This window comes from Lentzea kristufekii (assembly GCF_033949925.1).
Taxonomy (GTDB): domain Bacteria; phylum Actinomycetota; class Actinomycetes; order Mycobacteriales; family Pseudonocardiaceae; genus Lentzea; species Lentzea kristufekii.
Genome location: NZ_JAXAVV010000020.1, coordinates 138,675 through 160,321 on the forward strand (window position 1 = coordinate 138,675; position 21,647 = coordinate 160,321).

17 protein-coding genes and 2 pseudogenes are annotated in these 21,647 nt (G+C 67.6%); 7 read left to right on the forward strand and 12 right to left on the reverse strand.

Annotated elements, in window-relative coordinates; genetic code table 11:
* Positions 1 to 20 precede the first annotated feature (20 nt).
* Complete coding sequence (locus tag SK571_RS33695) at positions 21 to 581, reverse strand: GNAT family N-acetyltransferase (RefSeq protein WP_319988145.1); 561 nt, start codon at positions 579 to 581, stop codon at positions 21 to 23.
* Positions 578 to 1,042, reverse strand: coding sequence for an FxsA family protein (locus tag SK571_RS33700; RefSeq protein WP_319988146.1), 465 nt, complete (start codon positions 1,040 to 1,042; stop codon positions 578 to 580). Before SK571_RS33700 ends, SK571_RS33695 begins: the two co-directional genes overlap by 4 nt.
* Before the next feature lie 130 nt (positions 1,043 to 1,172).
* Here SK571_RS33700 and SK571_RS33705 point away from each other — a divergent pair, with 130 nt between their 5' ends.
* A complete protein-coding gene (locus tag SK571_RS33705; RefSeq protein ID WP_319988147.1) occupies positions 1,173 to 2,561 on the forward strand; it encodes a KamA family radical SAM protein in 1,389 nt (462 codons plus the stop codon).
* A 583-nt stretch (positions 2,562 to 3,144) separates the two neighbouring features.
* Here the strand turns inward: SK571_RS33705 and SK571_RS33710 are convergent.
* From SK571_RS33710 to SK571_RS33745, 8 genes are all read right to left on the reverse strand, one after another.
* Positions 3,145 to 3,504 (reverse strand): hypothetical protein, encoded by a 360-nt coding sequence (locus tag SK571_RS33710; RefSeq protein ID WP_319988148.1) that lies wholly within the window; start codon positions 3,502 to 3,504, stop codon positions 3,145 to 3,147.
* 366 nt (positions 3,505 to 3,870) lie between these two features.
* Complete coding sequence (locus SK571_RS33715) at positions 3,871 to 4,401, reverse strand: hypothetical protein (RefSeq protein WP_319988149.1); 531 nt, start codon at positions 4,399 to 4,401, stop codon at positions 3,871 to 3,873.
* Positions 4,402 to 4,865: 464 nt separating this feature from the next.
* Positions 4,866 to 5,069 carry an MbtH family protein gene (locus tag SK571_RS33720; RefSeq protein WP_319988150.1) on the reverse strand — a complete coding sequence of 68 codons (204 nt, stop codon included), beginning with the start codon at positions 5,067 to 5,069 and terminating at the stop codon, positions 4,866 to 4,868.
* Complete coding sequence (locus tag SK571_RS33725; RefSeq protein ID WP_319988151.1) at positions 5,066 to 11,287, reverse strand: non-ribosomal peptide synthetase; 6,222 nt, start codon at positions 11,285 to 11,287, stop codon at positions 5,066 to 5,068. Before SK571_RS33725 ends, SK571_RS33720 begins: the two co-directional genes overlap by 4 nt.
* Before the next feature lie 62 nt (positions 11,288 to 11,349).
* Positions 11,350 to 12,378 carry a GNAT family N-acetyltransferase gene (locus SK571_RS33730; protein ID WP_319988152.1) on the reverse strand — a complete coding sequence of 343 codons (1,029 nt, stop codon included), beginning with the start codon at positions 12,376 to 12,378 and terminating at the stop codon, positions 11,350 to 11,352.
* Positions 12,375 to 13,424 (reverse strand): L-threonine 3-dehydrogenase, encoded by a 1,050-nt coding sequence (tdh, locus tag SK571_RS33735; RefSeq protein ID WP_319988180.1) that lies wholly within the window; start codon positions 13,422 to 13,424, stop codon positions 12,375 to 12,377. Before tdh ends, SK571_RS33730 begins: the two co-directional genes overlap by 4 nt.
* 50 nt (positions 13,425 to 13,474) lie before the next feature.
* Complete coding sequence (locus SK571_RS33740) at positions 13,475 to 14,011, reverse strand: pyridoxamine 5'-phosphate oxidase family protein (RefSeq protein WP_319988153.1); 537 nt, start codon at positions 14,009 to 14,011, stop codon at positions 13,475 to 13,477.
* A gap of 2 nt (positions 14,012 to 14,013) precedes the next feature.
* Positions 14,014 to 14,787, reverse strand: coding sequence for a class I SAM-dependent methyltransferase (locus SK571_RS33745; protein ID WP_319988154.1), 774 nt, complete (start codon positions 14,785 to 14,787; stop codon positions 14,014 to 14,016).
* Between the two features lie 148 nt (positions 14,788 to 14,935).
* Between SK571_RS33745 and SK571_RS33750 the strand changes: the two genes are divergently transcribed.
* The 5 genes and pseudogenes from SK571_RS33750 to SK571_RS33770 form a co-directional block, all read left to right on the forward strand.
* Positions 14,936 to 15,397, forward strand: a complete 462-nt coding sequence (locus SK571_RS33750; RefSeq protein ID WP_319988155.1) for a hypothetical protein — start codon at positions 14,936 to 14,938, stop codon at positions 15,395 to 15,397.
* Between the two features lie 7 nt (positions 15,398 to 15,404).
* Positions 15,405 to 15,911 carry a hypothetical protein gene (locus tag SK571_RS33755; RefSeq protein WP_319988156.1) on the forward strand — a complete coding sequence of 169 codons (507 nt, stop codon included), beginning with the start codon at positions 15,405 to 15,407 and terminating at the stop codon, positions 15,909 to 15,911.
* A gap of 218 nt (positions 15,912 to 16,129) precedes the next feature.
* Positions 16,130 to 16,447 (forward strand): annotated as a pseudogene (locus SK571_RS33760) (lysine 2,3-aminomutase); the annotation flags it as partial.
* A gap of 351 nt (positions 16,448 to 16,798) precedes the next feature.
* Positions 16,799 to 17,659 carry a hypothetical protein gene (locus SK571_RS33765; protein WP_319988157.1) on the forward strand — a complete coding sequence of 287 codons (861 nt, stop codon included), beginning with the start codon at positions 16,799 to 16,801 and terminating at the stop codon, positions 17,657 to 17,659.
* 72 nt (positions 17,660 to 17,731) lie between these two features.
* Positions 17,732 to 17,908, forward strand: a pseudogene (locus tag SK571_RS33770) (hypothetical protein); the annotation flags it as partial.
* Positions 17,909 to 17,914: 6 nt separating this feature from the next.
* Here the strand turns inward: SK571_RS33770 and SK571_RS33775 are convergent.
* Complete coding sequence (locus SK571_RS33775) at positions 17,915 to 18,577, reverse strand: potassium channel family protein (protein ID WP_319988158.1); 663 nt, start codon at positions 18,575 to 18,577, stop codon at positions 17,915 to 17,917.
* Complete coding sequence (locus SK571_RS33780) at positions 18,567 to 19,928, reverse strand: TrkH family potassium uptake protein (protein WP_319988159.1); 1,362 nt, start codon at positions 19,926 to 19,928, stop codon at positions 18,567 to 18,569. Before SK571_RS33780 ends, SK571_RS33775 begins: the two co-directional genes overlap by 11 nt.
* Before the next feature lie 403 nt (positions 19,929 to 20,331).
* On the opposite strand from SK571_RS33780, the gene SK571_RS33785 reads away from it, so the two are divergent.
* Positions 20,332 to 21,510: a YbaB/EbfC family nucleoid-associated protein gene (locus SK571_RS33785; protein WP_319988160.1), complete on the forward strand. Its 1,179-nt coding sequence runs from the start codon at positions 20,332 to 20,334 to the stop codon at positions 21,508 to 21,510.
* The last annotated feature ends 137 nt before the right edge of the window (positions 21,511 to 21,647 follow it).

A 21,647-nucleotide genomic window follows, 5' to 3' on the forward strand; every position in this document is an offset into this window, starting at 1 on the left:
CGCTGGACGTGCGGCGCGAGCTAGAGGCGCAGTCCCAGGACGAGCTTCTCCGCGGAGTCGACCACGCGGAAGCCCATGTGCTCCCAGAAGCCGACCGCGTGTGCGTTGTGGTGCCGCACGTGCACATGAACGCCCTTCTCCAAGCGTTCGAGCACGCTGCGGACGAGCGCGCCACCGAACCCCTTGCCCTTCGCGCGGGGCAGCAGGTTCGCGTGCATGTGCGCCGGATAGTCGCTAGCGACCATCAGATCGACACGGGCGGGGTGGTGGATCTGCTGCACGATCCGGTTCGCGTTCGGTGTCAACGGGTAGCGGATGCGCAGGTCAGGCCACCAGTCGCGGTCGCAGCGGTCCTCGAAGGCCTCCGTGTCGGACGCCGCGAGCGCGTAGCCGCAGATCCCCTCGTCGTCCTCCGCCACGAACACCAGGTCGGGTTCGAACGCCACGTACGGGCCGACGTAGGCGTGGCCCATCAGGCGTGGATCGTCGAACAGGTGACGCGCGCCGAGGCCACCGTTGCCGGTGTCGAGGCAGATGTCGTACAGCGCGTCCAGGTCGGCGGGCCGGTACGCGCGGATCACCGGATCTCGCGCCGCTCCGTGATGACGACCGGGTCGGTGTCGACGTCGATGACCTCGCCCTCGACGACCTGACCGGCGCCGAAGCGCCTTTCGTGCTCGAACTTGAGCGCCGCCGCCTCCGCCTTGCGCGCGATCCGCCGGCTCACGAGCTTGCGCGTGGGCGGGAAGAGCAGGAACAACGCGGCGACGTCGCTGATGAAGCCCGGAACCATGATCAACGCGCCGGCCGCCGCGATCAGCACGCCGTCCGCCATCTCCTGGTGGGGCTGCTGGCGCTTGAACACCGACTCGGAGAACGCGGCCATCGTCTGCGCGCCCTGACGGCGCACCAGCGACAGTCCGACGAGGGTGCCGAGCAGGAGCAACGCGATCATCCAGAGCCCGCCGATGGCGTTGCCGACGGCGACCATGACCGCGATCTCGGCGAACATCCCGAGCAGCAGCAGCGCGAAGAGGGGCATGCCCGTTCAACGCACAACAGCGCGTCTTTGCTCCCGACCGGCCCTCGACCAGGGCTTGATCTGAAATATTTACGGCGAGCTAGCGATATGACAGGATATCTTTACGCGACCTCGACGCAGAGGAGTACGGATGACCGCGGTGCACGACGCCCCCACGGCGCTGGAGCGGCTGGACCGCCAGCCGTACACGTACGTCCGCCGTGAGCTGGTCGAACCAGACTGGCGACGCTTTCCCGGCTGGTCACACGTGACCGAGGCGCAGTGGCGCGACGCCCAGTGGCAGCGGGTGAACTGCGTCAAGAACGTGAAGCAGCTCCGCAAGGTCGCGGGCGACCTGCTGACCGACCGGTTCTACGACGACCTCGCCAAGGACATGGACGCCTTCGCGACGATGTCGATGCTGATCCCGCCGCAGATGTTCAACACGATGGCGGTCGACGCCGAACTTTCTCCCGACGCCTTCACCGAGGCGTTCCTGAACGACCCGGTCCGCCGCTACATGCTGCCGGTCTCCTCGGACCGCGACCCCGACTGGCCGTCGCACCCGCACTCCCAGCGCGACTCGCTGCACGAGGCGGAGATGTGGGTGGTGGAGGGCCTCACCCACCGCTACCCCACCAAGGTCCTGGCCGAGATGGTGTCGACCTGCCCGCAGTACTGCGGGCACTGCACCCGCATGGACCTGGTCGGCAACTCCACGCCGTTGATCGACAAGCACAAGCTCTCGCTGAAGCCGGTCGACCGCCAGGACCAGATGATCGAGTACCTGAAGAAGACCCCGGGCGTCCGCGACGTCGTGGTCTCCGGAGGCGACGTGGCGAACGTGCCGTGGCCACAACTCGAGTCGTTCCTCATGCGCCTGCTCGACATCGAGACGGTGCGTGATGTCCGCCTGGCCACCAAGGCCCTGGCCGGTCTACCCCAGCACTGGCTCCAGCCGCGCGTGGTCGAGGGCCTGGAGCGTGTCGCGCGCACGGCTTCCCGGCGTGGAGTGAACCTCGCGATCCACACGCACGTGAACCACGCGCAGTCCGTGACCCCCCTCGTCGCCGAGGCCGCGCGCACCGCGCTGGAAGTCGGCGTGCGGGATGTGCGCAACCAGGGCGTTCTGATGAAGGGCGTCAACGCGACGTCGGACGACCTGCTGGATCTTTGCTTTGCGCTGCAAGGGGAAGCGAACATCCTGCCGTACTACTTCTACATGTGCGACATGATCCCCAACGCAGAACATTGGAGGGTGTCCGTCTGGGAAGCGCAGGAGCTGCAGCACGCGATCATGGGCTACTTGCCTGGGTACGCGACCCCTCGGATCGTCTGCGACGTGCCGTACGTGGGCAAGCGGTGGGTGCACCAGCTCGCCGAATATGACCGTGAGCTGGGCATTTCCTACTGGACCAAGAACTACCGCACCGGGATCGAGCTGGAGGACCCGGAGGCGTTGGACCGCCGCTACCCCTACTACGACCCGATCTCCACGCTCGGCGCGGCCGGCCAGAAGTGGTGGGCCGACCAGAGCTGACAGGTCGCGATGGGGCCGTTTTCGGGGACATCTTCCGAAGACGGCCCCATCGGCATGTTTCGCCTGGTCAGACCCCATAGAGTCCCATTGGGCCTCGACGTCGAATGGCCCCACAATGACCCAGGAAGTCTATTGTGGACTTTCAATAAGTCCACAATGGATAGACTAAGACTGTAATTGGTCTACCTTCGCGGCGCTCGCGTGGGCCGACTTCGGACTTGAGTGACACGCGGAGACGCGGCACGCCAGAGGGGCACACGATGGTCGGCGAATAGGCCAAACACAGGAGGACACCTGTGATGAAGAGCGCCGGGGTGAGGTACGTACAGATCCGACGAGCGTTCTGAGGCGAATCGCTTCAGTCGGAGTGCGTGGCACGCCGATCTACTGAACCTTCTATCGAAATTCCGGGACGCGTGCGAAGATCGCCATCCGTTCACACCACTGAGCCGCGGTGGCAGGCGCTGGCGATAGGACGACTGAGCGAATGGCTGGCGTAGATCTACTTCGCCCGAGCAGGGATGGCGACCAGTTTCACTATCGTTGGGCTGCCCGCCAGTCACTTCGACTTCTGCGCCCGAGTTCAGAGCTGACAGCGATTCACGTTGAGGGTGCCGCCGTCGAAGACCCCGACCTCGGTGACGGCGAGGAGGTAATCGATCTTGCCGACTACTACGGAGGAACAGCTCTCGCGGATGCCAACCGGGTCGTGTACCGCCAGCTCAAACACTCGACTCGCCAGACAGAGGACGAGTTCACCGTCTCTGGGCTGAAGAAGACACTCCAGGGGTTTGGAACGATCTACCGAAAGATCAAGGCTGAAAACGCCGACGAGTTGCACAAGGTCCGCTTCGAGTTCGTCTCCAACCGGCAAGTCCGCTCGTCGGTACTCGAAGCGATCAACCTCCTTGCGTCCGGCGCCGCAGCAGATCCGGAAGATCACGACGTCCGCTACCTAAGGCAGTACTCCGGATTCTCAGCTGACGCTGGCGACGAAGCTGCGTTCTTTAAACGCTTCAGCATCGACACCTCTGCGCCGGGTCTGCTGCGGCTGGACTCGATATTCCACGTGGAAGTGGGCTCCTACCTTCCTCACGCCTCAGACGTCGAGCACATCTTGCTGAAGGAGATGATCGAGCGTCGCGCAACGTCGCTGGAGCCGGATTCGCTTGTGACACGCTCGACGGTCTTGATGGCGTTGAGAACCAGCGAAGTTGATCTGTTGCCATGCCCGAGCTTGATCGAGGCTCCCGAGCACCTCATCGTGACGGAGCAAGCCGAAGAGACGATCCAGCGGATCGTCGAGATCTCAGATCGGCCTGTGATCGTGCATGCGGCCGGAGGTGTGGGGAAGTCGGTTCTCACCACAAGGATCCAGCAAGGCATGCCGGACGGCTCCTTGGCCCTTGTGTTCGACTGCTTCGGCAACGGTGACTACCGGCGCACCAGCCAGCCTCGACATCCGCACAGAAAAGGCCTCTTGCACCTGGCGAACGAGCTGGCAACGCATTCGCTGTGCGATCCATTGATCCCGGTGAGGACCGCACAGCCGGAGGACTACAGCCGGGCCTTTCTCGCGCGTGTGCGCACCGCTGCCGCGGCTTTGGAGGCGCGCACTCCTGGCGCACTGCTCGCGATCGTCATCGACGCCGCCGACAACGCCGCTCAAGTCGCGGGCGACATCGGCGAACGAACCTTCGTCACCGACATGATGCTGGAGTCGATGCCGGCGAACGTGCGGCTGGTCATGTTGTGCCGAACAGAACGGATCGACCTGCTCAAACCACCGGCCGGCACGCCGCGGCTGGAGCTGACCGGATTTACCCTTCAGTACACCCACGGCTACCTCAACGCGACGTTTGACTCCGTCTCAGACGCACAAGCCACCGAGTTCCACAGGCGTACAGGCGGCAATCCGCGTATTCAAGCCTTCGCAGCAGAGACCAGCTTTGCGAGCGGTCACGATGACATCGAGAGCTGTTTGCTCGCTCTGGGAGAGCCTCGCCCTGGTTACCCAGTGGACCTCGACGACCTGCTTCAAGACAGGCTCGACGCCTGCAAGAACGAGCACCCCGCAGCCAGCGCCTCCGTCCTCAGCTTCGGGGGAACGGAGAGGACCATCACGCGCTCACGCAGGCCGCACCACACGGTCCGGGCGAGCGATGACCTCTCGTGCGCTGATGTTCCGCGACTTCGCCGTCCACATCCATTCCCCACGCGAGCCGCTTTGCAGCCCACCACCGCAACCGCTATGGCCAACTGCCCAGCCAGACCCTCCGCGACTGAACTGCCGCTGCTCTCACATCAACAGGTTCGCACCGACGCGGGCCGGATGTCTGTCCAGTGGGTGTTGACGTACTCGAGGGCCTCGGTCCGGCGGACACCAGGCAGGGCCACGCGCCAACCATCAGGCACCGAGATCTCCGCGGGCCACAGGGAGTGCTGCTGCTCGTCATTGACGAGGACGTGGAAGATGCCGTCAGGATCGTCGAAGGGGTTCTCGGTCACGATGGGCCTGCTTTCCCGGCAGTGGTTTGCCGCGCGGTGAGTTGTGCGACGCAGAGCGGGAGGAGATCAGCTGTCGGGGGTGTACCAGCGGGGCCGCCCGCCGCGCTGACCGCCTCCCAGGTGCGGGCGCAGTGCAGCACCGGCATGCGGTCTTCCAGATAGAACTCCACAACGGTGAGGTTGTGCGGTGTCCACCGTTCGGTGAACAGCGGCACGAAAGGCGCAATGGCCGTCTCCGGGTGCTGCTCGCAGTGAGTGATGAGGCGGCGCACCCACTCGTCCATCGAGACCAACGCCACGTGATGGCCGACCGTGCCGAGCTGCTCGACGAACTCGCCGAGCAGCGCGTACCGGGGATTGTTCAGGTGCCACGTCCCGCTGGCCGTCCCCTGGTGCAGCGACAACCGGACCAGCGACCTGGCTACGAGGTCGACCGGGGTGAAGTCGAGCGGGAGCCGGGCATCCGGCGCGGCCCCGATGTCCACGAAGGACCGTAGGAGCCCGCTCAGGAAGCTGTCGTGTGGCCACGAGCCGGTTTCCGTGCTGCCGGTGATGTCGTGGGGGCGGTAGATGTTCAGCGGCATGCCTCGTCCGGCTGCGGCGCGGAGCATGGTCTCGGCCACCCATTTGGTTTCCGGGTAGCCCATGAACAGCTGCTCCGGGCACGCGGGAAGGGTGCTCTCGTCCACGCTCCGCACCCCGGCCAGTCCCAGGGAGGAGAACACCGCCTGGGTAGAGACGAAGTGCACCGGTACGCCCCCGCCCGCCGACGACAGGTGGATGATCTCCCTGGTGCCGTCGACGTTGACCTGTTTCAGCGCGTGGTAAGGGTAGAGGAAGTTGACCTGTGCGCCGTTGTGGTAGATCAGGTCGGCCTCAGCGAGGCTCCAGTAGTGATCGTCCGGCAGGCCGAACCGAGACAGCCCGAGGTCGGCGGCGATCGCGCCGACCCTGCTCTCGTCGATGACAGGCACGCCCCACCGGCGGGCGCTGCCGAGGATTCGGTGCCGCGCTTCGTGGTCGTCGCGGGCGCGAACGAGACAGCTGACGGTCGCCGGTGTGGTGTCGAGCAGTTCTCGCAGCAGGTGGATACCGAGGAATCCGGTGGCACCGGTCAGCACAACGTGCCGGGGTTCGGTGTTCCGCGCCGTGGCCTGCGCGAAGTGGATGTCCGGCGCCAGTTCGGCGTCGGTGGCGAAGTCGGGCACCTCGCGCCGCCCGGTCGCGGCTACCGGTCGTGCCGACAGGAGGGTCCTGGCCTCTTCCGCGATGGCGGAGACCGTGGGTGTGTGCAGCAGGGCACGCATCAGGCGACCGCTGTGGTCCGGGGCGATCCCGAGTGCCCGCACCGTTTCCGCGGTGAGCCGGGCGGCGTGCAGTGAGTTGCCGCCGATGTCGAACAGGTTGTCGTGCACGCCGATACGGTCGCGTTCGAGGATCCGGGACCAGACGCCGACGACGCGTTCCTCGATCGGATCGCGGGGACTCGTGGTCGTCGGCCGTGCCCTCGCCTCGTCAGCGCGCCGGGCCAGGGCCGCTCTGTCCGTCTTGCCGTGTGGTGTCAGCGGCAGCGCGTCCAGTTGCACCAGTGCCGAGGGCACCAGGTACCCCGGAAGTGTGCCGGTGAGCCGGCGTCGCAGGGCGTCGAGGTCGAGTCGCGCCGCACCGGAGGACACGACGTAGCCGACGAGCCGGCGTCCGCCGGTGCCGTCCGGTCGCACGACCACGGCGGCGTTCGCGACTCCGGGCTCGGCGGCCACTGCGGCCTCGACCTCGGCGGGCTCGATCCGTATCCCGTTCACCTTCACCTGGTTGTCAGCGCGGCCCAGGTACTGCAGCGCACCGTCCGCCGTCGACCGGACGAGGTCACCGGTGCGGTACATCCGCGCGCCGCGCGGTCCGAACGGGCAGGCCACAAAGCGTTCCGCAGTCAGCGCGGGCTGGTTCAGGTAGCCGCGGGCGATCCCGGCTCCCGCGACATACAACTCCCCCGGCGCGCCAGGCGGCACCGGTCGCAGCGCGGCGTCCAGCACGAGGACCCGCACGCCGTCCCGCGGCGTGCCGATCGGGACCGTCGCGGGCACCGGCTCCCCCGCGCGGACGTGGTGGGTCGTGGCGAACACCGTGACCTCGGTCGGGCCGTACGCGTCGACCACCGTGGTGCCAGGGCAGCAGGCCCGCACCCTGCGCACCGCGGCGGCCGGGACCTGTTCACCGCCGGTCCACACCTCCTGGACACCGGCCAGGCACCGCGGTGCCTGGGTGACCAGCGCCTCGAACAGGCGCGCGGTGAGAAACAGGGCGGTGACCCGCTCGTCGACGATCATGCCCGCCAGCGCGGTGAGGTCCAGGTCGTCGCAGCCGGCGAGGACGGCGGTGCCCCCGTGCAGCAGCGGCGGCCACAGCTCGAGGGTGAACGCGTCGAAGGTGTGCGGCGAGTGCACCAGTGCCCGCGTGTGTGCCTGCCCCGCGAACCTCGGGTCGAGGGCGAGCGTGACCACGTCGTTCTGGGTGACGACAACGCCCTTGGGGACGCCGGTAGTGCCCGACGTGTAGATCACGTAGGCGGCGTGCCCGGCGCGCACGGGCGAGCGACGTTCCTCGTCTGTCAGGTTCACGGCGTCCTGGCAGGCACGATCCCGTGACGTGGCCGGGTCGTCGAGCACCAGGACCGGTTGGCCGGGTGGAACCACGTGGCGGTGTGCCTGGTCCGTCATGACCACCACCGGGCCGGCGTCGGCCAGGAGTGCCGCGAGCCGCGGGGTGGGGTGGGCGGGGTCGAGAGGCAGGTAGCCCGCGCCTGCTTTCGCCACGGCGAGCATGGCCACGACCAGTTCCGTGGATCGCGGTAGTGCCAGCGCCACCACGGTGTCCGGTCCCGCGCCGGCCTGCACCAGCAGCCGCGCCAGGCGGTTGGCCCGTGCGTTCAGCTCCGCGTAGGTCGTCGTGCCGTCCGGGCCGCGCGTCGCCGTCGCGCCAGGAGTGCGTGCGGCCTGGTGTTCGAAGGCCTCAGCGAGGACCGCGACCGACTCCCCCGCCCGGTGGACCTCGGTGACCGGCAGCGAGGCCGGGGTGATCGTCAGGTCGCTGACTCGCCGGGAGGGGTCGGTCGCGGCCGAGATCAGGACCAGGCGCAGGCCGTCCAACAGCCGTCGTGCCGTGGTCTGGTCGAACAGGTCCGCGCTGTACTCGGCCACGCTGACGACACCGGCGGGCCTGCCGCGATCGTCGTGCTGTTCCCAGAACTCGAACAGCAGGTCGAACTTCGCGCCACCCGCGGGCCACTCCTCGATCCGTGCTGGTGTTCCGGTGAGGTCGATGTCCGGCCAGGCCATGTTCTGCAGTGCGAGCGCGACCTGGAACAGCGGGTGCCTGCCTGCCGAGCGTGGCGGGTTGAGCGCCGCCACGACCCGGTCGAAGGGCACGTCCTGGTGGGCCAGGGCGTCGAAGGCGGTCCTGCGGGCCCGGTGCACCAGCGCCGTGAACGCCGGATCGCCGGACGTGTCGGTGCGCAGGACGAGCGTGTTGACAACGAAGCCCACCAGGTCGGCCAGCGCGGGGTCGGCACGTCCGGCCGCGACGGTGCCCAGCGGGATGTCCTCTCCCGCGCCGTACCGGGTCAGCAGCGCTGCGAGACCGGCCTGCAGTACCGCCAGCAGGCTCGCCCGGTTGTTCTGTGCCAGTGCGAGCAACCGGCGGTGGAGGTCGGCGTCCCACGTCTCGGTGACCCGCTCGCTCCGGCTGCCTGGGGCGGCTGGGCGTGATCGATCCGTGGGAAGGGTCAGCTGCGTGGGAAGTCCGTGCAACGTGCGCCGCCAGAACGACAGTTGGTGGAAGGCGTAGCTGTCGCGATCGTCGTCACGGCCGAGCTGGGTGAGCTGGGTCAGTGTGTGGTCGACGTACTGGAGGGGCGCTGCCGCCCACGTCGGCGCCCGGCCGGTGGCACGCGCCCGGTACGCCAGCTCCAGATCGCGGAACAACGGGCGCACCGACCCGCCGTCGCAGACGATGTGGTGTACCCGCAGCACCAGGACCGTGTCGCCGGAATCGGTCCGCAGCACGGTGGCCCGCACCGGCAGCTCACTGGTCAGGTCGAACGGTTCCGTCGCGAGCTCGTGGATCCGCGCGGACAGCGCCGCGTCGGCGATCTCCTCGGTGACCAGCACGACCCGGCTCTCCGCCGGCTCCAGGACACGCTGCTCCGGCACACCCGCATCGGCCGGGAAGACAGTGCGCAGGCTTTCGTGACGAGCCACGACATCGGCCACCGCCGCGCCGAGCGCGGTCTGGTCGAGTGCGGCCTGGTCGAGTGCGGCCGACAGCCGGACGACGAACACCAGGTGGTAGCTGGGATCGGCGGGGTCCACCTGGTTGAGGTGCCACAACCGCGCCTGCCCCGCCGACAGCGGCAACCGGGCGGGTCTCGGCCGCCGCTGGACGGGGACGTCGAGGGCGCCGTTGCGGTCCGCCACGCGCACGAGACAGGCGAGGCGGGCCACCGTGGGCGCCGCGTAGATCGCGGGCAACCCGATGTCGGCCCGGTAGGCTCGACGGATGCGGTGCACGATCCGCGCGGCGTGCAGAGAGTTGCCGCCGAGGTCGAAGAAGTCGTCGTGCGCGCCGACCGACGAGACACCGAGGACGTCGGCCCAGACCCGCGCGACGGTGCGCTGGACGTCCTCCTCTAGTGGGCCTGAGGCAGGCGTCCGGCGCCGGGGCAGCGACAGTTCAGCCAGTCGCCTGCGGTCGGTCTTCCCATTGGGAGTCAAGGGAAACACGTCCACCCGCACCAGCGCGGACGGCACCATGAATTCCGGCAGCGTGCGCGCCAGCTCCCGCCGCAACCGACCAACGTCGGTCACCGTGCCGGTGACGTATCCGACGAGGCGCTTGTCGCCGTCACCATGCTCGCGGACCACGACGGCTGCCTGCGCGACACCCGGCTGGGCGAGCAACGCGGCCTCGACCTCGCCCGGTTCGATGCGGAAGCCGCGTACCTTCACCTGGTCGTCGGCCCGTCCCCGGTACACCAGTGTCCCGCCGGGTTCGCACCGCACCACGTCGCCGGTGCGGTACATCCGCTCGCCAGACGGGCCGAACGGGCACGCGACGAACCGTTCCGCGGTCAGGTCCGGACGGTTCAGATAGCCGCGCGCGACCCCGGCACCCGAGAGGTACAACTCCCCGGTGCCACCTGACGGCACCGGCGTCAGCGCCGCGTCTAGGACGTGGGCGCGCATCCCGTCCAGCGGCAGCCCGATCGGCACCGGGTCCGGCACCGGCGCCATGGGCACCATCCGGTGACACGTCGCGAACACCGTCGTCTCCGTCGGGCCGTACACGTCGAACACGGTCGTCTCCGGGCACCGCGCCACAACCCGGCGCACCGCGTCAGCGGGCACCGCCTCTCCCCCGGTCCACACCTCCCGCACCCCGGCCAGGCATTCCGGTGCTTCCCAGGCGATCAGCTCGAACAACCGGGTCGTCAGAAACACGGCGGTAACCCGCCCGGCGGTGATGCTCCCCGCCAGTGCCGTGATGTCCGGCCCGGAGTGCGCGGCCAGCACGGCGGTGCCGCCGTTGAGCAGCGGCACCCATAGCTCGTAGGTGAACGCGTCGAAGGTGTGCGGCGAATGCACGAGCACCCGGCGGTGCGCGCCGTTCGCGAAACGCCGGTCACCGGCCAGCGCCGCGACATCGGCCTGTCTGACAACCACCCCTTTGGGTCTTCCCGTCGACCCGGACGTGTAGATCACGTAGGCAGCGTTGCCCGGCGACACCGGACCGGACAGATCGACTGCGCCGAGCGCCGCCAGTTCCGCTCGAGTGGCGGGGTCGGCCAGCACCACGGGCCGGGCCGATGACGTGACAGCGGACGGCAGCGGCACGTCCCCGGTGATCACGACAGCCGGTTCGGAGTCCGCAAGCAACACAGCGAGCCGCTCCACCGGCTGAAGGACGTCGACCGGCACGTACGCCGCGCCGACCTTGACGGTGGCCAGCATGGCCACGACCAGATCCACGGACCGCGGCAACGCGAGCGCCACCCGCTGCTCCGGCCCAGCGCCCCAGGCACACAGCAGCCTCGCCAACCGGTCGGCGCGCTCGTCAAGCTCCCGGTAGGTCAGCTCACCAGCCGGGCCAGACACCGCGATGGCGTGCGGATCGGCAGCGACTCGCCGTTCGAACAACTCCGCCAGCGTCGCAGTCGCAGACACGTCGACCTCACCCTGCGCTGCCGCCGGGCGCACCCACTGCTTCATCGAGAATTCGTCCTTCCCTAGAACGCCTGGGTTCCGGTTCTCATCAGGTGTGCCCGGAGCACGGTCGAGGTCAGGTTGTGGCGGCGTTTGAAGTCGGGGTTGCGGCGGCCGGCTGCCAGCCACGGCAGGCCGCGCCGGATCCCTTCCTCGACCGCACCTGCGAACAGCAGGTAGAACGGGCTGAACCGGTCGCAGGCGGCCAGGTCGAACCCGGTGGCGAAGAAGTGCACGCGGCGCCGGTCGAACAGCACCAGCGCGGCACCGATCAGCTCGCCGTCGATGCGCAGTTCCTCAAGCCACGCATGGGTGCCGAGGTGGGCGACGAAGTTCTGGAACAACCCGGGCTGGTAGTAGTCGGCGTTGTCGAACTTCGTCGCGGTGTGCCGGGCCAGCCGCACGAACCCGTCCAGGTCACCCTCGCGCGCCGGCAGCCACCGGCGCCGGACGCCCGCGCTTTCCCCGCGCCGCAGGTACTGGCGCATGATCCCGCGCCGTTTGGCGCTCAGCCCACCGAGGTACGCGTCGACGCCGGCACAGCCGGAAAGGTCGGTTCCCCAACCGATCTCGATGTCCACACCGGCGTGGCCGGCCTCGTCCAGCCACGCTGAGAACGGGTCGAGCCGGTCGACGTTGACGAACCCGTGCACGGCGGCGCCCCACTGGCCCGCGAGTTCAGTGAGGACGGTGACGGTCGTGGGCCACGCGTCGGAATTCCCGGCGACGGTCGGCAGGGCGCTCTGGTAGCAGTGCCACACATGAGACAGCAGCGCGGGTTCGTCCGCCTCGCCCGGGAAATGGTTGTGCAGTACGCGCATCGGGTCGGTGCCGTGGGTGAGGAACGCGGGCAGCACCGCGACCGGTTCCCCGTTGGCGGTGGTCACCGTGAGGTAGGCGGCTTTCTCCACCGGGTGCAATGGGAACTTCTCGAACGCTTCCAGGAAGACGCGGTGGTAGAAGATCGACGCCCCGGTCCGGTCGATGACCCGGTCCCACCGTTCGGGGTCGAGTTCGGCGATCTGCGTCGCCACGGCAACGGAGTAGTTCATGTCCGGCCTCCGGTGCGCGGTTCCGTACTCCACACGAGCATCACCTTGCCCGCCATCGTCGAGGTGGCCACCTCGAACGCCGTGGCGTAGTCGTCGGCGGGGAAGTGGTGCGTGATGACGGCCGCCGGGCGGATGCCCGCGTCCAGCAGCGCGGTGACCTGGTGCCATGTATCGAAGATGCGCCGACCCGACACGCCCTGCACGGTCAGCATGCGGAGCGAGATGTCGGCCCAGTCAGTCGGCACCGGCCGGTCCGGCAGACCGAGGACCACCACGCGGCCACCGTGGCTCATGTGAGCGAGCAACTCGGTCAGCGCCATCGGGTGCCCCGACATCTCCATGCCGACGTCGAACCCGTCGCACCGGCCCAGATCGCGCAGCGCACCGGCGAGATCCGCGCTGTCCGGGCAGGTGATCGTCGCGCCCTGGCACTCCGCGAGACGCCGCCGGTGCGGGCTCGGCTCGACGACGACCACAGCGCGCGCCCCGAAGTGGCGGGCGACGGGGATGGTCATCAGACCGACCGGTCCGGCGCCGGTGATCGCGACGACCTTGTCCCGCAACGGGAACGTGTGGGCGGCGTGCACGGCGTTACCGAACGGGTCGAACAACGCGGCGGTGTCCAGGTCGACACCGGGGCGGTGTTGCCAGATCGCGGTGGCGGGCAGGACGGCGTAGTCGGCGAACACGCCGTCGCGGAGGATCCCCAGTCCGCGCGTGCGTGGGCACAGATGGGGTGCGGCGGCCCGGCAGTTCCGGCAGTCGCCGCACACCAGATGTCCTTCCGCGGACACCGTCTGCCCGGCGAGCAGGCCACCGGTCCCGGCCGCCGTGGCCACAACCTCACCAACGAACTCGTGACCGGGCACCAGCGGTAGCCGGACCGTGCGGGCCGCCCAGGCGTCCCAGCGGTAGATGTGCAGATCGGTCCCGCACACCCCGGCCCGCAGCACCCGCACCAGAACCTCACCGGCCGCCGGTGTGGGGGTGGGCACCTCGCACAACCGCAGACCGGGACCGGCGCGGTCCTTGACCAGCGCACGCATCGCGACTGGCACCCGGTCGGTAACGGTGACAGCGGCCGAGGCGGGAGCGGTCATGCCCGGATCTCCTGTCTTCTCCCGGACAACGCGGCAAGATCAACCGCGACGCGACGGTCGTTCATGTCGGCCAGCCACCCGTCCAGGTCGAACAGCCACCACGCGGTCACCGTCACCACATAGAAGCGGCGAGGTCCGTCCCCTCGGAACTCCGCCAACGGCAGCCGCCACTTCCTCCTGGTCTGTTCGTCCGCGAAGTTCCGCCGGTAGTAGAAGTCCGCCAGCTCCACGAGCTCGCCGGCGTCGACGGCACGGGCGGTACCGGTGAACTGGGCGCCGTCCAGCCCCAACGGGTTCGGCACACCGGTACGGAACACACTGCCCGACACGACCGGATCAGCCTCGATGTTCCGTGAGTGCCGTGCGTCGCGCAGCGAGTACCACAGCAGGCGCAACGGTTCACGCATCGGCACATAGTTCACTGTGGACGCCCATGGCCCGTCCGGGCCGCACGTGGCCAGGGTCATGAACCTGGCATGCTCGATCAGATCGTCGCAGCGTCGGCCGAGCGATTCGCTCCCGCTCGTCGTCATGGTCAGGCCTTGCCTTTCACACAGCGGAGAAGGGCGGCATGAGGCACCGCGAGGTATGGCCGGAAGTAGGCTGTCCCAACGGCTTCCCCTGCAGCCGAGATGCGGTGCGGCAACCAGTCGACGGCCTCGAAACCCACCTCACCGAGCACAGCGTTGAGTGTCGCCGCCGTCCAGTACCGCGCCGTGACGGTCGCCTCATGGCCAAGCGCCCGAAGGTCCAGCACGACCGGGGCAGCGTCGTCGCGAGTGGACGTGTACAACCGGAACCCGTAGGGCGCGTAGTAGTCGACGTCGGCGTGGAAACCGGGATGGATCGGCAACGTCACGAACACCCCACCCGGCCGCAACGCGTCAGCCGCAGACCGGCACAAACCGGTCAACTCTGCGACCGTCGTGGCATAAGGAAGGACGTACACACCGAGCACCACATCCATCGTCCCCGCAAGCTCCGCAGGTAACGGCCCGGCGACGTAGACGGCGCCAGTAGCTTCGTCCCGCTCCCGACGCTCCGCGTACTCGATCATGCCCCGCGACTCGTCGATACCCGTGACCACCGCACCGAGACCGGCGAGCTTCCTCGTGTACACCCCGCTGCCACAACCGAGATCGAGAACCCGCAGACCACTCACGTCACCGAGCGCGGCCAGCACCGAGGGAAACTCCAACTCCTGCCGGAACGGTTGCCGGGAGAACTCCTCGTACAGAGCGGCGAGTTCGTCGAACTGACTCGGCAGGTCCGCTACCGCGCGCTCGCCATCAACGCCGGTGCCGCGCATGAAACCACCCCACCCACGTTTCGGAATGCAAACCGCACACCAGTGTGCTTCCACCGCACATCGATGTCAGCACAGCGATCAGGTAGCACCCTGTCCCAGTCGAGGGATCCGACGGACACGCAGTGTCACACCGAGGACACACTTGGCGATGAGGTTTCGACACCGGCCTCAGATCATCAAGCCACGCGCCAAGGTTGGGGACGACCGGGTCTCCAGCACAGACGCCGGACAGCAGCACCACAACGGACTGACCACCAGCCTCACCGCGCTCGACGTCGTGCTGGCAGCCGGTGTCGAACTCAAGTTCTCGGCCGGGGGCGGCCCGGCGCCATCGCTGGCCCCCTACGGCAAGGTCCGCGCGTCCATCGGCATCACCAACGGGTCCGCATTCGGCGCACCGCTCGCCCGGTGCCGCCGCGCCGACCTCGTCATCAAGGGCGGCGGCGGACTGGGCCTGGCGCTCGGCACCACCGCCACCACGGCCATCACGGCCATCACGAAGCTCATCCCAGGGCTGCCGCCGTTCAAGGCGGACCTGGAGGCCGAGCTGATGGGCACGATCATCGACCGCAGCCAGACCGTTCCGGAGGTACCCCTGTGCACCGCATGATCGTCCTGTGTGGACTCCTCGCCGCAGCGCTCACGGGCTGCTCGGCAGGCGCCGAACCGCCGGCACCGCCGGTCCAGGAGCAACAGCAGGCCACGCCGACCGGAGCGGAGACCAGCGCTACAGCGGAAGCTTCGGTGTCGGCATGCGGTTGCTGCCGAAACCGGAGGCCGAGGCGTTGGCGGGCACCCCGCTCGAGGACGGCGTGGAGTCCGAAACCAACACCACCCAGTGCCTCTACGCCGACCCGACGAGCGGACCGGTCGCCCAGGTGGAGGTGTTCGTCGGCAACGGTGCGAAGAAGTTCCTCGACATCGACCGCGAGCTGGCGCACGAGTTCACCGAGGTGCCCGGCATCGGCGACGAGGAACACGCCGAGGACAACGCAATCTTCGCCCGCGTCGCGACCACCTGGTTCGCGGTGCGGCTCGTGCGCCTGAACGACCCCGCGGAGAACGCGCCCGCGCTGATCAGCGCCGTGAGGGCGGTCGCGGACCGGATGCGCACGACATCCTGAGCCTGGCACAGATGGGTCTGGCCGGTCAGGCGACCCCTGTGTCGAGCAGTACGCCCACGCCGGCTGAGCGTGTGGACCGGCCACGAGGGCCGCGGTTGCATATCTCGCGATCTCGCACGTGCGACCAATGGCCCCAGAATGGCCCCAGTGATCATCTTTTTCGGTTGCGAGCACAAGTCTGCCCTGGTTAGGACGCCGCGTCGGCGTGTCGGTAGACCATGTGCGACATGATCCCGAACGCGGAGCACTGGCGGGTGTCGGTGTGGGAGGCGCAGGAACTGCAGCACGCGATCATGGGCTATCTGCCTGGGTACGCGACGCCTCGGATCGTGTGCGACGTGCCGTACGTGGGCAAGCGGTGGGTGCACCAGCTCGCCGAGTACGACCGTGAGCTGGGCATTTCCTACTGGACCAAGAACTACCGCACCGGGATCGAGCTCGAAGACCCCGAGGCACTCGACCGCCGCTACCCCTACTACGACCCGATCTCCACCCTTGGCGAGGCCGGCCAGAAGTGGTGGTCGGACCAGGCCTGACAGGTCGCGATGGGGCCGTTTTCGGGACATCTCCCGGAGACGACCCCATCGGCATGTTTTACCTGATCAGACCCCATAGAGTCTCATTGGCTCTCGACGTCAAATGCCCCCAGAATGCCCCAGGAAGTCCATAAAGGACAGTGCTGTCCATCCACATTGGACGCCTAAAGTCTTGGATTGGTCCAGCGTCGGGCCGGCACACCCCAAGCTGACTCAGGCCCTCACCTCGCCGACGAGGCTGAACGACGAGCGCCAACCAGCCAGGGGTGGACTTGATCAATTCTCAGGAACGAACGCGACGACACTCCACCGCGTCATGGACGATCTCGCACGCACGGACGCGACCACACCATGAAATACGAGCGCGACTGCCGCGATCTGCCTGGCACAAAGTCGGATCAGGTAGCGTGCAAGGAGTCCAACAGATCCTCAAAGAAGGCGGCTGCCAAGGTTGCCAATCAGAGGATCGGTGAGCACCGCGCCGAAGTTCGAGCCGCGATATCACCGGTCATCAACTCGCGGCGAGCGCGCGTCATCGGCCTTCGCAGCGCGGCGGCCAGCCTGTCGATCCCGCTTGAACCGGTGGCAACGGCGTCTCTCGCAGTGCCGCTCGCGCCGACCCTTTTGACGCTTGAGCAAGTAGAGCGTTCCAAGGCATCAGGCACGCCCGAGCACGCGCTCGCCGGCGACATCGCCAACAGCCTCGTCAAACTGATCACGTCGTTCGGCGTTGCGCTTGAGCGGTTGCCTGCCACGGCAGACAAGCTCGTCGGCGAGTCCGAGGAGGCGATCCGCGACGTCCTCCTCTTCTTACTCAACGCCAACTACCGCGGTCTTGCCACGGGCGAGACCTTCCTGGGCAAGGGCAAGACGGACATCCTCCTGCGCTGGCAGGACCGCGACGCGTTCGTCGCCGAATGCAAGATCTGGCACGGCGAGACGAGGTTCGTCGAAGCCATCGACCAACTGCTGGGCTACACGGTGTGGCGGGACACCCGCATCGCCCTGATCCTGTTCGTCCGTGATCGCAAGGACGTTTCGGCCATCATCGACAAGGCCGCCACCTCCATCCAGCAGCACAAGCAGTGCCTGACCGAGGGCCCTGCGATCGAACCCGACGCGCCACGGGAGTTCGTCCTGGCGTCCACGGTAGACAACCGCCGCGCCATCCGCTTGACCTTGATTCCGGTTGTGCTGCCGCGTCCCGAATAACCAGATTGGAGACCGTCGTGGCCGAAGTGTTCGTGCTCGGAGCCGGCTTCTCAAGAGCCGCCTCCTCAGCACCGGCTGTCGCACAGGGCGCTGTTCGTCGTCCTGTTGTTGCTCAGCTACGTGGTCGGCTTGACGCTGCTGGTCGGAGGTGTCGCGCTGGAGTCGGTCGCGCTGATCGTGCTCGGTGTCAGCGTCACGGCGATCTACCCGGTGCTCGTCACCGTCAAAGGTGTGCGCGGCAAGCGGTGAGGATGCTCAGGTGAGGTCTGCCACCCGTTCGACGTCCGCGGTCCGCCCAGCCAGGATGAGCACGTCACCTCGGTTCACCACGGTGTCCGCAGTCGCGTACGTGAAGCCCTCGCCCGGCCGTTTCACACCGACGACTGTCACGCCGTACTTGGACCTCAGGCGGCTCTGCTCCAGGGGCACACCGGCTGCCTCCTCAGGCGCATGGGTTTTGACCAGTGCGTAGTCGTCCTCGAACTCGATGTAGTCCAGCATCCTTCCGGTCACCAGGTGGGCGACCCGCTCCCCCATCTCGTGCTCGGGCAGCACGACGTGGTGCGCGCCCATTCGCTCGAGGATGCGCCCGTGCTGGCGGTTGACCGCCTTCGCCCAGATGTGCGGGATCTGGAAGTCGACCAGAAGGGCGGTGGTGAGGATGCTGGCTTCGAGGTCGGTGCCGATGCCGACCACCGCGCGCTGGAACTGGCCGACGCCGAGCTGACGCATCACCTCCTCGTCGGTGGTGTCGGCGACGACGACATGGGTGAGGTGCTGCGCGTGCTGCTGGACGATCTTCGGGTTGACGTCGATGCCGAGAACCTCGGTACCGCGTGCGGTGAGCTCCAGGGCGAGCGAGCTGCCGAACCGGCCCAGGCCGACCACGACGACATGGGACGTGTGCTTATCCGACAATGGGTCGCTCCTCTGGGTATTCGTATCGCCGAGCACGGTCTCGCAATGCCAGCGCGGAGGCCAAGGTGATCGGCCCGAGCCTGCCGAGGAACATCAGCACCACCAGGACGAGCTGGCCGCCCACGGGCAGCTGAGCTGTGATGCCGGTGGACAGACCAACGGTGCCGAAAGCGGACGTTACTTCGAACAACACGTCGTCCACGGAGAACGGACTGATGATGAGCAGGGTGATCGTCCCTGTCATCACCGCTCCGACACCGAGCAGTGCGACGGTCAGTGCTTGGCGTTGCACCTGGGCGGTGATGCGCCGGCCCAACACGTGGACGGTCGGCTCACCGCGGATCTCCGCGAAGATGACGAATGCGAGCAACGCGAACGTGGTGACCTTGATGCCGCCCGCGGTGCCGGCGCTGCCGCCGCCGATGAACATCAGCACGTCGCTGATCAGCAGAGTGGACGAGTGCATCGCACCGACGTCGACGCTGTTGAACCCGGCTGTCCGGGGCATGGCTCCGTGGAAGAGGCCCGCCAGGAGCTTGTGTTCGACGTCGAGGTCGCCGAGAGTGTTGCGCCACTCCAGCAACACCACTGCGAGCGTGCCCACGAGCAGCAGTCCGAAGTAGACCGGCAGGGTGATTCGTGTGTGCAGTGACCACCGCTTCCGGCTGCGGCGGCGCAGGAGTTCGAAGAGAACCGGAAAGCCCAGCCCGCCGAGGATCACGGCGACGAGGATCGGCAGGCAGATCCACGGATCGGTGGCGAAGCCGATCATGCTGTCGGTGTAGAGCGCGAAACCCGCGTTGTTGAACGCCGACACGGCGTGGAAGACACCGAGGTAGATCGCGCGGCCGGGTGATTCTCCGTATCCGATCATGAATCGCAACGCCAGGGCGATCGCTGTCAGGGCCTCGACCACCAGGCTGACGACGATCACTCCTCCGACCACGGTGCGGACGTCTCCCAGCCCGAGGGCCTTGGTCTCCGTCTGGGCGGTGAGCTGCATGCGCAGTCCGAGCCGTCGCGACACGAGCAGGGTCAGCAAGGAGGCGAGGGTCATGACGCCGAAGCCGCCGACCTGGATCAGGGCGAGCACGACGCCTTCCCCGAACGTGGACCAGTGCGTTGGCGTGTCGACCACGACCAGGCCCGTCACGCAGATGGCGGAGACCGCGGTGAACAACGCAGGTACCGCCCCCGTGCTGGAGCCGGACTCCGTCGCGATCGGCAGCATGAGCAATGTTGTGCCCACCAGCGTGGCCGCGGCGAACGCGAACACCACGATCTGCGTGGGATGGCGCGCGCCGGGTAGCAGCCGCCACCACGGACGCGCCGGTAACGGCCGCGAACTCATCAGCTCCACCACGCGGGGTCCACGAAGCACCCGGCGAGACCGAGCGGCAACGCACACCTGCCGCGCGTCGCATGTCATCAATACCCGGTTTGTCCGCATGATCCAGGCAGGTCAGGCGGATCTTTACGACATCTTTGCGCCGAGGAACGGCGCGGCGACACACACCGCCGCCAAGAAGTTCAGCCAGGTGAAGGTTTGCCTCTGGCAGACTTTTACGGCATCTTGATGGGCGGAGTGCCGGGAAGCCTGGTCGGCCCGCTTGTCACAACACGGTGGCGGCGGCTACACGACTTGAGGTGCCATGCCCCGGATTCGATCATCCTCCGCGCTCCCTTTCCCCCGGTTCGCCACGACGGGACACCCACCCGAACGCTGATCTGCGCCTCCGTTCGGCTCGGTTTCGGTGAGCGGCCACCAATGTGGGGCGCTCGTCTTCTTCCTGTCTTCCAAGGCGTTCACGCCGCTGGACCACTTTGGGGTGAGGTGTGCCGTGGTTCTGGTTCCGCGCATGATTCCGTTGATCGACAGCCCACAGGTCGCCATCGCGCTGGCCGTGCGATGGCGTCGAGCGAGAGCCTTCGTCCTCATCTCCATGGTGGGCGTCCCGTTCTTGCTCAGCCTGGTGTGCTTGTGTTTCGCGCTCCTCCCCCACTTGCAGGTCGCCGAGGTGCCGTGGTGGTCCGTGATTCCGGTTCTCACGGCCGCGGCGGCCGGTCTGGCGCTCGTGGTGTGGCTCCGGCGCGACGGCTTGGCTGATCCAGCCTCGTGGTTTCCAGCGACCGTGCTGATGACCGGCACCCAGCTGGTGCTGGGTGTGGTGCCGGGCTTCGGTATCGCCGTGCGTACCGCTACCGGGACCGCTGTTGCTGTGAAGGCGTTGCTCGCCCTGGGAGTTCTGGGTGCAAGTTCTGCGTGGCCGTTGGCCCGGCGGGCATGCCGCTCGTTGCTGGCCTCGCCGGTCGCCGAGTTGGGCTCCACACCGTTCCGGCTGGTGTTCCGAAGCTCGTCCTCGCGCATCGTCATCGGAACGGACCGGGTGGACTGGTCTTTCCACGCCGACGGTGGCCGGCTCGACGCTGGGGTCTCCTTTCGCCATCTCCACGACGTGTCGGTCACGGTGAAGAGCATCAGCCAAGGCGACCGTCTCGCCCTGGTGCTTCGGACGTCGTCGGGAACCTGGGCTGTGCCAGCGGAGGAAGCGGCTGTGGTGTGCGAACTCCTGCGTCTGCGCAAGGTCAGGTGGGAGCAGCGCGTTGAGGCGGCGGTGGAGCAGGAACGCGCACGCTACCTGGAGATGCTGGAGATGCTCGGGGCCGCGAGAGCGACGTCGACCACGGATGACGGTTCCGTCGCGGTCACCGTGAACGCAGACGGGATCGCCACCAGCATCGAGCTGGCCGAACAGATCCGCGGCAGGAACCCCCAGCTCGTCTCGGCCGACCTCATGGCATGCCTGGAACAGGCACGGGCGGCTGTCCGTGAGCACGTGCAAGACCTCATGGTGGAGCGCTATGTCAGCTCACCGACGAAGAAGGAGCTGTCCCTTCTCGCGCAGCAGGTGCCCGCGCAGTCCGCTGCATGAACTCGATCATCCACAAAGGAGCGTGATTGTGCAGCCCTGGAGTCGTTCAATGCCCGCTGACGTGGAAGCCGAGTCGACGTGTGGACCGATGAAGCCTTGACGGCGTTGGTCTCCGCAGTGAGCACGGAACTCGCCCG

Coding starts and splice junctions, on each gene's coding strand:
- SK571_RS33700 (WP_319988146.1), bottom strand. CDS start 1,042: ATGCCCCTCTTCGCGCTGCTGCTGCTCGGGATGTTCGCCGAGATCGCG.
- SK571_RS33705 (WP_319988147.1), top strand. CDS start 1,173: ATGACCGCGGTGCACGACGCCCCCACGGCGCTGGAGCGGCTGGACCGC.
- SK571_RS33730 (WP_319988152.1), bottom strand. CDS start 12,378: ATGAACTACTCCGTTGCCGTGGCGACGCAGATCGCCGAACTCGACCCC.
- tdh (WP_319988180.1), bottom strand. CDS start 13,424: ATGCGTGCGCTGGTCAAGGACCGCGCCGGTCCCGGTCTGCGGTTGTGC.
- SK571_RS33740 (WP_319988153.1), bottom strand. CDS start 14,011: ATGACGACGAGCGGGAGCGAATCGCTCGGCCGACGCTGCGACGATCTG.
- SK571_RS33745 (WP_319988154.1), bottom strand. CDS start 14,787: ATGCGCGGCACCGGCGTTGATGGCGAGCGCGCGGTAGCGGACCTGCCG.
- SK571_RS33750 (WP_319988155.1), top strand. CDS start 14,936: ATGAGGTTTCGACACCGGCCTCAGATCATCAAGCCACGCGCCAAGGTT.
- SK571_RS33765 (WP_319988157.1), top strand. CDS start 16,799: ATGAAATACGAGCGCGACTGCCGCGATCTGCCTGGCACAAAGTCGGAT.
- SK571_RS33780 (WP_319988159.1), bottom strand. CDS start 19,928: ATGAGTTCGCGGCCGTTACCGGCGCGTCCGTGGTGGCGGCTGCTACCC.